16 protein-coding genes are annotated in these 14792 nt (G+C 56.9%); 2 read left to right on the top strand and 14 right to left on the bottom strand.

Annotation, left to right across the window (positions count from 1 at the left end; translation table 11 throughout):
- Window positions 1-28 precede the first annotated feature (28 nt).
- The 8 genes from ACMGG1_RS15450 to ACMGG1_RS15415 all read right to left on the bottom strand — a co-directional run bounded on the left by ACMGG1_RS15450 (window position 29) and on the right by ACMGG1_RS15415 (window position 8474).
- Window positions 29-1438, bottom strand: coding sequence for a c-type cytochrome (locus ACMGG1_RS15450; protein ID WP_259216769.1), 1410 nt, complete (start codon window positions 1436-1438; stop codon window positions 29-31).
- The gene (locus ACMGG1_RS15445) at window positions 1435-3090 is read right to left on the bottom strand and encodes a GMC family oxidoreductase (RefSeq protein WP_046373969.1); all 1656 of its coding nucleotides are present in this window, start codon (window positions 3088-3090) and stop codon (window positions 1435-1437) included. Before ACMGG1_RS15445 ends, ACMGG1_RS15450 begins: the two co-directional genes overlap by 4 nt.
- Window positions 3091-3105: 15 nt before the next feature.
- Window positions 3106-3666 carry a sorbitol dehydrogenase family protein gene (locus ACMGG1_RS15440; RefSeq protein ID WP_048761961.1) on the bottom strand — a complete coding sequence of 187 codons (561 nt, stop codon included), beginning with the start codon at window positions 3664-3666 and terminating at the stop codon, window positions 3106-3108.
- A gap of 409 nt (window positions 3667-4075) precedes the next feature.
- Window positions 4076-4873: a DNA/RNA non-specific endonuclease gene (locus tag ACMGG1_RS15435; RefSeq protein WP_020826190.1), complete on the bottom strand. Its 798-nt coding sequence runs from the start codon at window positions 4871-4873 to the stop codon at window positions 4076-4078.
- 165 nt (window positions 4874-5038) lie between these two features.
- The gene (locus ACMGG1_RS15430) at window positions 5039-6499 is read right to left on the bottom strand and encodes a TrkH family potassium uptake protein (protein WP_020826191.1); all 1461 of its coding nucleotides are present in this window, start codon (window positions 6497-6499) and stop codon (window positions 5039-5041) included.
- Window positions 6500-6638: 139 nt separating this feature from the next.
- Window positions 6639-6950 (bottom strand): hypothetical protein, encoded by a 312-nt coding sequence (locus ACMGG1_RS15425; protein WP_020826192.1) that lies wholly within the window; start codon window positions 6948-6950, stop codon window positions 6639-6641.
- 229 nt (window positions 6951-7179) lie between these two features.
- A complete protein-coding gene (wrbA, locus tag ACMGG1_RS15420) occupies window positions 7180-7779 on the bottom strand; it encodes an NAD(P)H:quinone oxidoreductase (RefSeq protein WP_046373966.1) in 600 nt (199 codons plus the stop codon).
- Window positions 7780-7856: 77 nt separating this feature from the next.
- Window positions 7857-8474 (bottom strand): LysE family transporter, encoded by a 618-nt coding sequence (locus ACMGG1_RS15415; RefSeq protein WP_261107933.1) that lies wholly within the window; start codon window positions 8472-8474, stop codon window positions 7857-7859.
- 68 nt (window positions 8475-8542) lie between these two features.
- Here ACMGG1_RS15415 and ACMGG1_RS15410 point away from each other — a divergent pair, with 68 nt between their 5' ends.
- Complete coding sequence (locus ACMGG1_RS15410) at window positions 8543-9466, top strand: LysR family transcriptional regulator (protein ID WP_187962624.1); 924 nt, start codon at window positions 8543-8545, stop codon at window positions 9464-9466.
- Here the strand turns inward: ACMGG1_RS15410 and ACMGG1_RS15405 are convergent.
- Both ACMGG1_RS15405 and ACMGG1_RS15400 read right to left on the bottom strand, forming a co-directional pair.
- Window positions 9450-9920: a helix-turn-helix domain-containing protein gene (locus ACMGG1_RS15405; RefSeq protein ID WP_414160836.1), complete on the bottom strand. Its 471-nt coding sequence runs from the start codon at window positions 9918-9920 to the stop codon at window positions 9450-9452. The two genes, ACMGG1_RS15410 and ACMGG1_RS15405, sit on opposite strands and share 17 nt — an antisense overlap.
- Window positions 9921-10039: 119 nt before the next feature.
- On the bottom strand, window positions 10040-10615 hold the full coding sequence (locus ACMGG1_RS15400) for a helix-turn-helix domain-containing protein (protein ID WP_020826197.1): 576 nt from the start codon (window positions 10613-10615) through the stop codon (window positions 10040-10042).
- Window positions 10616-10682: 67 nt separating this feature from the next.
- Here ACMGG1_RS15400 and ACMGG1_RS15395 point away from each other — a divergent pair, with 67 nt between their 5' ends.
- On the top strand, window positions 10683-11597 hold the full coding sequence (locus tag ACMGG1_RS15395; RefSeq protein ID WP_046373961.1) for a DMT family transporter: 915 nt from the start codon (window positions 10683-10685) through the stop codon (window positions 11595-11597).
- Window positions 11598-11621: 24 nt separating this feature from the next.
- Here the strand turns inward: ACMGG1_RS15395 and rutG are convergent, their stop codons facing one another.
- The 4 genes from rutG to rutC form a co-directional block, all read right to left on the bottom strand.
- A complete protein-coding gene (gene rutG, locus ACMGG1_RS15390) occupies window positions 11622-12941 on the bottom strand; it encodes a pyrimidine utilization transport protein G (protein WP_262244437.1) in 1320 nt (439 codons plus the stop codon).
- A gap of 66 nt (window positions 12942-13007) precedes the next feature.
- A complete protein-coding gene (gene rutF, locus ACMGG1_RS15385) occupies window positions 13008-13535 on the bottom strand; it encodes an NADH-dependent FMN reductase RutF (protein WP_020826200.1) in 528 nt (175 codons plus the stop codon).
- Between the two features lie 14 nt (window positions 13536-13549).
- Window positions 13550-14353 (bottom strand): pyrimidine utilization protein D, encoded by an 804-nt coding sequence (gene rutD, locus ACMGG1_RS15380; RefSeq protein WP_048761985.1) that lies wholly within the window; start codon window positions 14351-14353, stop codon window positions 13550-13552.
- Between the two features lie 17 nt (window positions 14354-14370).
- The gene (gene rutC, locus ACMGG1_RS15375) at window positions 14371-14757 is read right to left on the bottom strand and encodes a pyrimidine utilization protein C (protein WP_115059214.1); all 387 of its coding nucleotides are present in this window, start codon (window positions 14755-14757) and stop codon (window positions 14371-14373) included.
- Between the last annotated feature and the right edge of the window lie 35 nt (window positions 14758-14792).

Here is a 14792-nt window from a genome sequence, read left to right as displayed (position 1 = left end):
GATAGCTCCCCAGCCTGCAGTCATCAATTCAGCGCCGTTTTCTCCCCAACAGCCATGCCATAAAGATCAACGCCACCACAGCAATGCCGATTGCCGGGGCCATATAAGGCTGCAGCATCGCCAGCAGCGGCACCGGGCCACCCAGGCGCAATACGGTCACGTCCGCAGCGCTGACCTTCACTGCGGGATTGCCGTACTGCTGCAGCACATAATTGCTGATAGCGGCGATCTGCTGGTCGTTCAACGGATTGACGTACGACAGCGGGCCAAAGTTCGGCATCAGCACGTGCTGATCGCCCACCTTTCGCTCGACCCCGAACAGTATGGCCGAGATCAGGTTGGCCGGATTGCTTGAACCGGTGGCGGTATTATTGAACAGCGAAGGATAAGCCTGGTTTTTGCTGCCGCTGCCGTCCGGTTGGTGGCAACTGGCGCAGTTGCCGCTGAATAACGCTGCGCCGTCGGTAACGGTGTTGTTGGCATTGGCAGGCTGCAACCCGCGCAGCTGAGGCTCAACGTTCAACGGCTTGCCGTAACTGTCGGCCGGCTGGCTATCCTTGGCATCTCTGACAGGCGCGGTGCTTTTCAGGTAAACGGCAATAGCCGCCAGATCGTCATCGGAAAAATATTGCAGGCTGTTTTCGATGGCTTCCGCCATGCCACCGGCGGCCTGGTTTTTGCCGACCACCCGACCGGTTTTCAGGTACTGCACCAGTTGCTGGTTGCTCCAGCCGCCGATACCGCTGATCGGGTCTGACGTGATATTGGGAGCGTACCAGCTGCCGACCATGCCACCCGCAAGAGCCTGACTGCTGTCTTCAGCCATCAGCAGGTTGCGCGGGGTATGGCAGGTGTCGCAGTGCCCAGGCCCGTTAACCAGATAAGCCCCCCGGTTCCATTGCTCGCTTTTGGCCGCATCGGGTGCAAATCGGCCGTCTTTGAGAAACAGCAGATTCCAGGCGGCCATGCTAAAGCGCAGGTTGAACGGGAAGGGCAGGTCGGTCAGCGTATTTTTCTGATCGACCGGCTTCACGCCGTGCATAAAGTAGGCATACAGCGCCTTGATGTCCTCATCGCTCAACCTGGTATAAGAGGTATAGGGCATGGCGGGATAGAGGTGGGTACCATCGGCACGGATCCCGTCCCTGACGGCACGAGCAAACTGCTCTTCGCTATAACTGCCAATGCCCTCCGCGTTTGATGGGGTGATGTTGGTTGCGTAAATCACGCCCATGGGGGAACTGATACCATATCCGCCGGCAAAGGGAGTACCGCCTTCGGGTTTGGTATGGCAGGCCTGGCAGTCTGAGGAGATAGCAATCTGTTCGCCTTTTTTAATCAACGCCGCACCGCTTAACTCTCCGTTATCCGCCGCCTGCACGGCGCTGCCGCCGAGCAACAACAGGGATAATAGCGTCAATTTCGCCTGTTTTTTCATGGTTTCACCGCCAGTGCCCGCGCAATGTCATCGGCGGCCTTGATGCCCAGAGCCGCCATAGTCAAGGTGCTGTTCACCACGCTGGCGGAAGGAATTGCGCCGCCGCCCGGCAACCAAAGGTTGGCATGGTCATGGGTGCGGCAGTTGCCATCGACCACCGAGTCTGCTGGGTTATCGCCCATGATGGTGCCGCCCATGATGTGGTTATTGGCATTCAGACTGGTGGTGATGTTGAACTCTTCGGCGTCGAACAGTTGGCCGATATGTTCCAATTGCTTATGTGCGGCCTCTGCGCCTTTACGCACGTAATCGCCGACATCGTAGTGGATGTCCGGGCAAGGCAAACCGTGGGCATCCTTGCGGGTTTTACTCAGCGTCAGGCGGTTATTGGGGTCTGGTAACGGTTCCAGGCTGATGGATAAATCGACGCCGTAAGCGGCGCGGCGGCGTATTTCGGCATCCAATTCTTTACCGACCAAGCCTTGTTCCAGCGCCTTCTGGGTGGCAGGCACGACCCGGTTGATGTTGTTGAGGATCATCTTATTGGCCGAGTAGTCTTTGCGGAACTCACCGTCACGTGGGCCGACCAGGCAACTGCTCTGCGCCGGGCCACGCCCGAGCCACAGCGGCTCTTTCGCCAGGAAAGTACAGTGAAAACCGGAGTGATCCATCATGTTGCGACCGACCTGGTCGGAAGCGTTGGCGATGCCGTTCGGGTTGCGATCGTTGGCCGCCATCAGCAGCAGGCGCGGCGTTTCTATGCCGTTACAGGCCAGAGCGAAAGCCTTGGCCGTGGCCTGGTGAGACTGCTTTTTGTTGTCAAGCCAATGCACCGCAGTGACCCGATTTTGTTCATCGGTATCTATCTTGTAGACCACCGCTTCCGCCAGCACCACCGCACCTTTCATTTCAGCACGTTCAACATGATGAATGCCGTTGTACATGGCGCCGATGGGGCAAATGGGCTGGCAGTTGTTGTTGCCGCAGCAGGTTGGACGGCCCTTCCACGGGTGGGTACTGCGCCCCTGTGGGATCGGGACTGAACGGTAGCCGTGCGGGTTAACCACTTCGGCAAAACGAATATCGCCATGCGCCCAGGGCACCATATCCATCGGGTAGGGTTTGCTGCGTTCAACCGGCGACTGCTGCTGCGGATCGTTAGGGCCAGCCACGCCAATTTCCTCTTCGGCCCGGCAATAGTACGGCTCAAGTTCATCATAGGAAATCGGCCAGTCGCGGCCAACGCCGTACAGGGTTTTCATTTGGAAATCGCTGGGCAGGTGGCGCCAGCAGGACGCGGCCCAGTGCCAGGTGGTGCCGCCGACGGTACGCAGATACCCTTGCTTGAAGCTGCCTGCGCTCGGGCCGCTCAGGGCGACATAGTTGTTTTCAGGAAAATAGAGCGGAGCGGTGGCGAACTCGGATTGCGGGTACAACCCTTGATAATCGGAGCCGGCGCGGTTATCAAAAGGCATATTGCGCCAGTTTTCTACGGCCTGGGCGCGTTCAATACGCAGGCCTGCTTCCAGCACCAGCACAGAATAACCCTGGCTGACTAATTGATCGGCCATCATGCCGCCCACAATGCCGGAGCCCACGATCACGATATCGGCCGAGGCGTTGCCATCGGCAGTAAATTCAGGTTTTTTCATCAGAAGATTCTCAGATCACAGGGAAGCGTTGACCGCTGGAGGGGGAGCGGTCCACCACAACGGGCCATTGCCGCAGTAGGTGGGAACGATCAGTGCGTCGCTGGCGGGGCGGTACATCAACGCGTCTTTATAGGCAATCAGCTCAGCCGTTTGGCCGTGGCCGACGGTGCCGGTATACCAGGCGGTGATAATGGCGGTCACCAGGGCCTGCAAGCCGGCCTGAATGGCCAGTTGTTGCAGCTGTTTTGCGCTTTGACCCGACTGTAACAGCCCACCAAGCTGCTCAACCTGCGTGGCGAACTGATCATTCTGATTATGTAAGGCTGTAAAAATACGCGCCGACATTCCCTGATCGATGTCCTCATGTTCGCTCAATGTCTGGGATATTTTGAAGAAACGAGCAAACTGCAGCGGGTTGGCCGCCGCGGTATGTTGTTCTGCCAGGCTGAGGAACGGGTAACTGAGCAATGACGTTGCCAGCAGGGTTGAGGCCAGCCCCAGCAGCACTTCCCGTCGACTGAAACCGGTTCCATTTTTGGTCGGTAACTCACCATCGTCTGATAACAAATTTTCCATGTGTTTTTCTCACAAAACAGGTGTTATTGCCAAAGCAGGCAAAAGAGAAGGAGTAAAGAGAGATAAAAAATAATCAACAATGGGATAAATGCATTGTTTACGGTTCTGTATCTAATAATTTGGCGGGATATTAACTTGCCGATAACTTTTCGGCAATAAACTTGCTCAAACGCCCTGATAAAAAAGCACAGAAAGAATAAAAAAGACCGGAGGTGTGGCCGCTTGGCGGGAGAGTGAACGGTGCCGTGGCGGGTATTCAAAGATAATTAATGACGGTAAATAACATTATTTCCGCTATTAGGACGGGTTTAAAACGGGGTATTAATAAGTAATGTTTATATTTAAATCACAGACGCCGTCATTATATTGACCAATAAAAACCCGCCGTAGCGGGTTATTGGTCATTATTTTAGCTCTTGCAACCCATCAGTTCTGGCAGCACGCCCGGTTTGGCTTTCAGCGAAGCCTGTACGTCGTCGGGCAGACCAGCCCAAATAATCAGCCCGGTGCGTTTCTCGATTTCATTCACCGTGACGCGATATTGGCAGAAATCGGCATTTTTCGGGGTGTTTTGGTCAAACAGAAACGCCGCATAGTGGTTCACTTCCGGGCTGTTATTGATAAAGATGACCTTCCAGTAAGCGCTGGGAATGGTGTGCGCTTTCTGGGTGCCCGGCAATTTTCCCATATTGCGTTCGTACAGTGGGCCAGTCACGGTATACACCGAACTGATGTCCGCCCGGTCAATCAGCTTGCGTTCCTGATCTTCCAGCCGTGCCCAGGAGCCCTGGTTAAGATCGGCCATCTGCGGGGTGATATTGGAAAGGTAGTTCAGTGATTCCCAGTCAGAGACGCCCGCCAGTGAGGCCAGCGGCGCTTGATGCCCGCGGTCAACTTTCAGCGCCGCGTTGGCACCGGTGTAATCTGCCGGTACCAATGTATCTGCCGGGTTCAGTGCCGGATCGGTCTTCCAGTTACGGGTTTTCCCGCTGGCCGGCGTGTCTTTGGTGATGTGATAAGCCACCCAGTTGGCGAACTTGGTGGTGCTGTTGTTGTTCAGCGTATAAGCATGGCGGACGATGGACACGTTACTGCTGCCACCGGTGGGGCAACCGACCGCGCAGTTGTCGATAGATTCCAATGCCTCGGCGGAAGCCTGGGCGGTAAACAGGACGGTTACCAGAGCTAACATCTTGTTAAAACGCATATTCATATCCTCAATAAGTTATAATAATACTGTATGTATTTACAGTGCTTGTAACTTATCGCAGTGAAACGAATACAACAATGCAACACATTCATGTTACGAATGTGTCAGCATTGGTACAGCAAGGTGGATTAAAACAGCCTGTAAATGGCGGGCTACAAAGCCTTAAAAACGCCAAAAGGCACGCGAGCACAATATCAGCATGGGGTAGATCTCAAGGCGGCCGAGCAGCATCGCCGCGCACATCAACCATTTCGCCGCATCGCTGAGCGTGCCAAACCCCGCGGCAGTTTCGCCGAAGCCCAACCCCATGTTATTGATGCAGGCGGCCACGGTGGCGAAAGAGGTCACCAGATCATAGCCCATCAGGTTCAGCAGCCAGATGAAGAAGCAGCTGAAAAAAACGTACAGAAAGAAAAAGCTCCAGACCGACCGTAACACCCGATCGTGAATCGGCGCGTTGCCGACCTTGATGGTGTAAACGGCATTGGGATGCACCAACTGGTTGATCTCATGCCGGCTTTGTTTGTACATGATCAGAAAACGCAGCGCCTTGATGCCGCCGCAGGTGGAGCCCACGCAGCCACCGAAAAAGCTCGCCGCCAATAACAACATAATGGTGTGAGAAGGCATTTTGGCATAGTCGGCGGTGGCCAAGCCGTTATCGGTCATCATCGAACTGGTGAGAAAGAAGCCATGCACGAAGGAGTCCTTGGCGCCGTACATGCCGGAACGGTAAAGCTCGAGGCAAACAATCGCCACGATAATCGACAGCACCAGCAGGAAGAAGCGCAGCTCCGGGTTTTTATACAATGGTTTCAGGCTGCGGCGGCCTACGGCAACGAAATACAGGGTGAAGTTTACCGCCGCCAGAATGGAGAAAATACCGCCGACCATTTCGACCGCCGAGCTGTCGTAATAGCCCAGACTCTCGTTGCGAGTGGAAAATCCCCCGAGCGATACGGTGGAAATCCCATGGCAAAGGGCATCGAACCACGGCATGCCGGCAATGCGGAAAGCCACCGTACAGGCCAGCCCCAGACCGAGATAGATCAGCCACAGGTTTTTCGAGGTATCGGCCAGCCGTGGCGTCAGTCGTTCTTCTTTGAATGGTCCGGGCATTTCCGACTGATAAAGCTTGGCACCACCGATACCCAGCAGCGGCAGCACGGCCACGGCTAACACAATGACGCCGAGGCCGCCGATAAAGTTGAGCTGGGAACGGTAGTAGAGAAAGGATTTAGGTATGCCCGAGACATCGTTAAGTACCGAAGCGCCGGTGGTGGTGATGCCGGACACGCCTTCGAACATCGCGTCCGTCAGGCTGACGTTCAGCGTGTCATCGAGCCACAGCGGCAGGGCGCTGATCATCGAAAACAGCAGCCAGAACATGACGATAATCAGAAAACCGTCCTGGGTACGCAATTGTACTTTGGCCTGACGGGTGCTGAACCAGCCTAACCCACCGAGCGATCCGGCAATCACCAGGGTATAGAAAAAGGAGAAAACGCTTTTTTCTTTATAGAGCAGCGCCACCAGCAGAGGCGGGATCATTGACAGGCTGTAAAGGAAAACTAAAAAACTGCAAAGATGAATAACGACCAATATCTGCTTATTCTTGACCATAATACTTGCGCCCGAGTTGCCTGACGGCAATGAGTCAATTTATTCTTTAAGCCTGAAAGAATAAGGCAGGCGATATAAAAATAACGTAAAAATTCATATCGCCTGAAAGGGTTGGCACGTTTTTTAATCGCAATGGCGATTATTCCAACAGGGTGTTTACGGTGCGACGCACGTATTGCGTCATTTGCGCCAGATCCTCGGGGGACACCGGCCCACCGCCGGCACGTACCACCTGCTGTTCTATTTGAGCAATTTCCTGCTCGACCTTATTGGCAATCTGTACCTTGACGATCTTATCCACCGACGAGAGCAGCACCTTCAACACCACTTTCAGCGCCACATTCTCGCAGAACGAATCGTAGTGATGAACCGCAGGCGGTGCTGCGGGGGGCTCGGGTGCGCGCGGGGCCATAGCCTTGAAACTGTCTACATTTTCAATAATAAGATCCATGTCTCTTATTAGTTCATCAAAATCTTTAGACACTGACTTATTTCCCTTCGCTATGCGCAAAAACAGAACGCCCGTCATCAGGGCAAAGGCCGGTGATTGGCGGGCAGAACGAATTTCGACCGTGACGTTCAGGTAGTGAATGGCAGGCTGAGCGGCATTTTAACCTTGCCGGGGGTTGGCAACAAGATGGGGCCGCAGGAATCCGCGGCCCCATCGGGCAGGTGATAGCTTAACTTTTCAGCTTGGCGGTGATTTTCGCTACGTGTTCACCCTGGAAGCGGGCAATGGCCAGCTCTTCCGCACTGGGCTGGCGCGAACCGTCGCCACCGGCAATGGTGGTTGCTCCGTAAGGGGTGCCGCCGCGGGTTTGTGAAACGTCAAACAGCTCGGGTGTTCCGTAACCGATAGGCACAATAATGAAACCGTGGTGCGCCAGCGTGGTCCAGGTTGAGCTGATGGTGTGCTCCTGACCACCGCCGGTACCGGTGGAAGAGAATACGCTGCCTACCTTGCCGTACAGCGCGCCGGAAGCCCAGAGCCCGCCGGTTTGATCGAGGAAGGTCCGCATTTGGCCCGCCATGTTGCCAAAGCGGGTTGGGGTACCGAAGATGATGCCGTCGTAATCGGCCAGTTCCTGCGGGCTGGCGACAGGGGCCTGTTGATCTTGCTTGCCTCCGGCTTTGGCAAAGGCTTCTGCCGGCATGGTTTCCGGCACGCGTTTCAGGGTGACTTCTACGCCACTGACCTTGCGTGCGCCTTCCGCTACCGCGTTCGCCAGGGTTTCAATATGTCCGTACATTGAGTAATACAGTACCAAAATTTTCGCCATGTTCCGTTCTCCGCTGTGGTGGATGAAAGAGATGCTTCCTAAGCATAGGAGTGAATGCGGAACTTGGCCTTGTGGCCTTATCTCATCCCGGCTATCGCCAGCAGCGCACCGAAGGCAATCAGCAGGCCACCAAATACCCTGTCTATGCCTTTACGCAGGCGCAGCAGTCGCGCATTGATGCCCGGCGCGGAAAACAGCAGCGCAACGGCGCTGAACCACAGGATATGGGCCAGGGCGATAAACAAGCCGTAGCCGATTTGCACCGCCAGCGACGTCTGCGGATTAACCACCTGCATAAACAGGCTGACGACAAAAATGGTGGTTTTCGGGTTCAGCGCATTGGTTAAGAAGCCGGTTTTCAGCGCGGCGAAATCGCTGGCGGCGGTGGGGGTCGCACCGGCAGAAACCGTGGCAGCACCGGCATTACGCAGCATGCTGACACCCAGGTAAATCAGGTAGGCAGCGCCAATCATCTTCAACAGGGTGAATAGCCACAGCGATTGCTGGATCACCACGCCGACGCCGATCAGGGTGTAGCTCACGTGGATCAACACCCCGGCGCCAATGCCGCAAGCGGTCACCACGCCGGCACGACGGGAAAGCAACAGGCTGTTGCGCGACACCATGGCGAAATCAGGCCCTGGGCTAATAACGGCAAGTAAAGTGATGGTGACGACAGCGATGAGTTCGGTCATAGTAATCCTGTAGATGAATCAGAAGAGAGTGGCTGATTTATAAAGGGAATAGCCGACGGTGACAAACGATGAAAACTGACGATTTCGGTGAGAAAAACTCACGCAAAATAAGCCGGCCACTGTCATTGGGCGGATTGCGATGCTTTGAAGCGGCGGCCAGGCTGGAAAGTTTCACCCAGGCGGCGAACAGTTTAAACCTGACGCACGGGGCGGTGAGTCGTGCGGTCAGGGCGCTGGAGGATGAGCTGGGTATTGCGTTGTTTGAACGTCGTCATCGGCGGGTGTATCTGACGGCCGCCGGGCGGACGTTGTTTCAGGCGTCACAGCAGGCATTCGGCATCCTGGAGCAGACTGCGCAACAACTGCGGCAGCAGGCACAGGACGCACCGCTGGTATTGTCCTGTGAGCCGACGCTATTGATGCGTTGGCTGATACCCCGCCTGCCTGCGTTTCAGTTGGCGCACCCGGACATCCATCTGCAGTTGGTCGCGGGCGGCGGGCCATTTTCGTTTCACGACGGCATCAGTGCCGCCCTACGGCGCAACGATTTTGACTGGGGCGATAAGCTGCACAGCCAGTGGCTGTTCAACGAGCAAGTCGGGCCGGTATGCAAGCCTGAAATGCTGCCGCGTTTTATCGCTCTCCACGCGGGTCAGCCGCAGTTGAGCCGCGATGCGGTGCTGTTACATTCGGCCACCCGGCCTGATGCCTGGCGGCATTGGGCTCAGCAGCAGAGTGTGTCGCTGGAAGGCTGTCCAGAGCAGCGTTTCGATCACTTTTACTTCAGTTTGCAGGCGGCGGTGGCGGGGATAGGCGTCGCTATCGGCCCTTGGCAGCAGGTGCGGGATGATGTGGCCGGTGGGCTACTGAGCGCCCCCTTTGGTTTTACGTCGGACGGTAGCGGTTATTGTCTGCTGACGCCGCAAGAAATCAGGCCGGGCAGCGCGCTGGCCCGGCTGGCTGACTGGCTGAAACTCAGTGCAGGCGCTTGAGCTTTTGCTCCAGGCGCTGGCGTTGCCAACGGCTGAAGAAGTCGCGTAACAGCAGGGGGCGCGTCGCGCGCATAATCACCGCGATACTCATGCCGGCCATGGCCCAAAGCGACCACAGATATTGCGGATGAGTAAACCAGTTAATGGCGAACAACAGCACTGCGATAAATGCGAACCTCACTATCATGCGCAGCAGCCTGCCTTCTTCCTCCACCTGTCGGCGAATCGCCTGCTCGGCCTGGCTGCTGTCGCTGTTTTCCTGTTGCGGCGGCTGGTTGAGATCGCCAATCTGTAACTCCAGCGCCGCGGCTATCGCGGTCAGGGTTTCCAGACTGGCCTGCTCGCCATTTTCAAGGCGCTGAACGGTACGGGTGCTGAGCCCGGCAATGCTGGCCAATTGTTCCTGAGACCAGCCTTTTTCCAGCCGTAATTGCCGGATGCGGTAAGTTTGCATTGCACGCTCCAAAAATGAACCTTCATTGAGGCCAAGTGTAGGAGTTGAGGCCGTTGACCGCCACGACAGGCGCATGACATCTGTACGACAGCCAGGTGACAACCCGCTGAGTATGCGGGTTAGAAGGTGACGTTGCGGATAAAGCGCAGCGGAAAATCGGTGCGGTTGGCGTAGGCATAGTGCTGATCGCTGTTGAACACCTGGGTTTGGCCGGCGTCCAGCGTCAGGGTTTGCTGTTCCAGCACCAGCGTCAGGCTGCCGGTAATCACGTAGATTATTTCACTCCAGCCTTCGGCATCCGGCACAGAATCGTAGTGCTCGCCGGGCATCAGCGTCCACTCCCAAAGCTCAACCCGCTGACGAGCAGGCACGCTGGCGGCAAACAAAGCCTGACTTGCCGGCTGTACGCCTTGCCATGCCAATTCGCCGACCAAATGGCTGCCGCGCGCTTCGGGAGCCTGGATCAGATCGGTGAAGGCGATATTTAATGCTTCGGCCAATTTGTCCAACACCGCCAGGCTGACGTTGCGGTCACCGGCCTCGATGCCGGCCAGCATGCGGCGGCTGACGCCGGATTTTTCCGCCAGCATCACCTGGCTTAGCCCCGCCTGCTGGCGATAGCCACGCAGGTTGCTGCTCAGGTATTGCAACACCTTGGGCGCTTCATGTTTACCGCTGTTCACTGTATTGCTCATCCCAGGGCTTTACCTCATACTGGCAGGATCTGTGCATTATATTGCACCCAGCAGGAAGGGCAAGCCGGTGTCTGCAGTAAAAAAATCCTCTATTTTCACTTTCATTCCCACGATAAAGCGGCAGGAAGCGGTGCTGATTTTCATCACCATGATCTGGGGCGGAACCTTTCTGGCGGTCCATCTTGCCATGCAGGTCAGCGGGCCGTTCTTCTTCGTGGGTTTGCGCTTCGCTGCGGCTACGCTGGTGCTGACATTGTTCTCCCTGCGCAGCTTACGCGGATTGACCTGGTATGAGCTGAAAGCGGGCGTGTTTATCGGTATCGCCATCATGTTCGGTTACGGCCTGCAAACCGTGGGGCTGCAAACCATCAGCAGCAGTCAGTCGGCGTTCATCACCGCCATGTATGTGCCGATGGTGCCGTTATTGCAGTGGTTGGTGCTCGGGCGTTTCCCCGGCGTTATGGCCTGGGTCGGCGTGTTATTGGCCTTCAGTGGCCTGATGCTCTTGGCCGCGCCAAGCAGTGCCGATATGGCGCTTAGCATCGGCGAGATCCTGACGTTGATTGGCACGCTGGGCATGGCTGCCGAGATCATTTTGATTGGTGCCTATGCGGGCAAGGTTAACGTTAAGCGGGTGACGGTGGTGCAATTGGCAACGGCCTCGCTGGCGGCGTTTCTGATGATGGTACCGACCGGCGAGTCGGTACCGCCTTACAGCAATTACCTGCTCTACAGCGCAGTCGGTCTGGGGCTGGCCAGCGCCATCATTCAAGTGACGATGAACTGGGCGCAACGAAGCGTTTCGCCGACGCGTGCCACGGTCATTTATGCCGGCGAGCCGGTGTGGGCCGGGCTGGTGGGGCGCATTGCAGGCGAGCGTTTGCCGGGCGTAGCGCTATTGGGCTGTGCGCTGATCGTATTGGGCGTGCTGGTCAGCGAAATGCGTATTCGACGTAAAGCAAAGGCGGCGTTGGTTGAATAAGGCCCGGCAAGCCGGGCCGCGGTGCTAACGGGTAGCGCTGTCTGCCAGTGGCAAGATTTTACGGTTGCGCAATAGCGCATTGAGGATAATGGCACCGAAAGTGGCGGTGCCAATGCCCCCCATGGTGAAGTTGCCGAGGGTCAGGGCAAAGTCCCCTGCACCCAACACCAGCGTTACCGCTACCATAATCAGGTTGCCGTTATCCCCCAGATCTACCTTGTTCTGCACCCAGATGCGCGCGCCGGCGACGGCAATCAAGCCGAACACCACGATCGAAGCACCACCCAGCACCGGCCCGGGAATAGTGTGGATCAATGCACCGAACTTGGGTGAAAACCCCAGCACAATCGCTACCGCTGCGGCGGCGACAAACACTAGCGTAGAGTAGATTTTGGTGACCGCCATCACCCCGATATTTTCGGCATAGGTCGTCACTCCGGTGCCCCCGACCGAGCCGGAAAGCATTGTCGCCAACCCGTCGCCGACGAAGGCGCGACCGATATAAGGGTCAAGATCCCGGCCGGTCATGCCCGCTACCGCTTTCACATGCCCGAGGTTTTCCGCCACCAAAATGATCGCTACCGGGGCAATCAGCAGCATGGCATGCAGGTTAAATACCGGTGCGGTGAATTGCGGCAGACCGAACCAAGGGGCCAGGCTCAGTGCGCTGTAATCTACCGGTTTGCCGAGGCCGAAACCGTTGGTCGCCACGACGTAAATCAAATAGGCGGCGATCAGGCCAACCAGGATCAGCAACCGCTGCATCAGCCCGCGGGTAAAAACCGCCACCGAACCGATACACAAGATAGTGACCACCGCCATCCAACTGTCAAAATGGGAGGCTGAAACGCTGCGCACCGCAATGGGCGCCAGGTTGAGGCCGATAGCCATGACCACCGCCCCTGTCACTACCGGCGGCATCAGCCGCTCTATCCAACGGGTGCCAACGCTCATCACCACAAAACCGATCAGCAGATACACCAGTCCGCAGACGATGATGCCACCGAGGGCCAGGGCAATATTGGGATTGGCGCCCTGGCCGCTGTAACCGGTCAGGGTGATGACCAGCCCGACAAATGCTGCGCTCGAGCCGAGATAGCTCGGTACCCGACCGCCGACCACCAGAAAAAACAGCAGCGTGCCGATACCGGACATCAGAATGGCCAGATTGGCGTCAAAGCCCATCAGCAAAGGCATCAGCACCGTAGCACCAAACATCGCCACCGCATGCTGCAAACCCATCACCAACGTCTGGGTCACTGGCAGCCGTTCATCGGGCGCAACAACCGCACCGTCCAGATTGCCTTGCTTCATCCGCCATTGGGGAAACCAGGTATTCGCCATCGTCATCTCCAAAATATTGAGGTGCAGGTTAGGGTTACAGATGCGAGCGTTGCGGCTACGCGCCGATCATTGTTTCAACAGCGAGTGATAACGCCGGTCAAAATAGGCCAGGCCGTGGCTGTGGTCATTACGCGCCAATGCCACCGCCTGACAGAACAGAATGTCGTGGGTGCCGACGCTGACAATCTGGCTGATTTGGCAATCGAAAGAAGCCAGCGCGCCGTGCAAAATGGGGGCGCCGGTCACCAGCGTAGACCAGCGAGCGGCGGAGAATCGCATGTCCATCGGCGTTTTGCCGCCGAACAGATTCGACAGCGATTCGTGCTCTGCCGCCAGCGTATTGACGCACAGCGTTTGGTTTTGCTTGAACACCGCATACACCGACGCCGAGCGGTTCAGGCACACCAGCAACGTGGGGGGCGTGTCGGTGACGCTGCATACCGCAGAGGCGGTAAAACCGGCGCGGCCTGCGGGACCGTCGGTGGTAATGATATTCACCGCCGATCCCAGGCGGGCCATGGCATCGCGGAAGTCTTGTTTTTCTACGTACGCTGGTTGCAGCGGTGCATCGGCAAACCCTGTTTGGCTTTGCATAAGGTGTCTCCGGGCTAGAGGGCGAGGCTGCTGTTGGCGTTCGGCGTTTTCAATAGCCAGTCCAGCAGGGTGCGGTTGAAAGTTTCGCTGTCGGTCATGCTCATCGCGTGGCCGCCGTAGGTCATCTGCGCCAGCTCGCCGTTGGGCAGGCTTTCCGCCAACTGATGCGAACAGAGATAGGGCACCAGCAGATCGTCGCGAGCGCACAAGGCCAGGGTTGGTGTGGTGATGTCCGCCAGGTGAGGGCGGAAATCGGTATTGATCAACGCATTCAGGCGGCGCAGCAGGTTTTCTGTGCCCTGAAAATGCGCGGTTTGGTGCTGCAATTCTTCACCTAGCAAGGCTTCGTGCTGCGATAGCCAGTCGGCGGGGAACAGAAACAGCGGTTGGGCGCGCACATAGGCTTCAACGCCGCTGTTAAGCAGCAGATCCTGTCGGACGTGGAAGCAGCGCCGGGTCTGGCTGTCCAGCGCCGGCCAGCCGTTGACCACCACCAGTTTTTCCAGCAACTGCGGCTGGGTGAGCGCCAGTTGCAGGCCAATCATGCCGCCCAGCGCGTGGCCGACGAAATAACAGCGTTCGATACTGAACGAACGCAGGAGTTGCGCTACTTCATCCGCCATATCTGCCATGCTATAGCCGTCCGGTACCACGCCTTTGCTGCGGCCGGTGCCATAGTGATCGTAAATGACCACCCGGAAATGCCGGGTTAGCGCGTCAATCTGCGGTTGCCAGAAGCTACCCGAGCCACCGAGGCCTGCGGACAGCACCAGCGTCGGCGCCAGTGGCGTATCTTTTCCCAAAATCTCAAAGTACATGCTCGATCCTCAATGGCTCAGCGGCCGATATGGGCCACTGTGGCGATTTCAATCAATGCGTCCGGCTTCACCAGCCCGCACTGAATGCAGTAGCGGGCCGGTTTATCGCCAGGAAAATACTCGGCATACACCTGATTGATGGCGGCATAGTTTTGCCAGTCGGTGAGAAAGATCGAGTTAAAGGTCACGTCGTCCATGCTTCCACCGGCGGTTTCGATCACGCTTTTGATGGTCTCCAGCACGTGGCGTGTTTGTGCCGCGGCGTCACCGACGTGGACGACGTTATTATCTTTATCGAAGGCCAGCGTACCCGAGACGTACACCACGCCGTCGGCCAGGGTGCCCGGAACAAAGGGAGCCAGCGGTTTGCCTGTGCCCGGTGGAGTGATCACTGTTTTTGGCATTGTCGCGCTCCTGGTGAAGGTTGTTTTGGGTTTAA

It is taken from the genome of Serratia sp. BNK-12, assembly GCF_047456085.1.
In the GTDB taxonomy this organism is placed as follows: domain Bacteria; phylum Pseudomonadota; class Gammaproteobacteria; order Enterobacterales; family Enterobacteriaceae; genus Serratia; species Serratia liquefaciens.
This window is presented reverse-complemented; position numbering and strand designations above follow the sequence as displayed.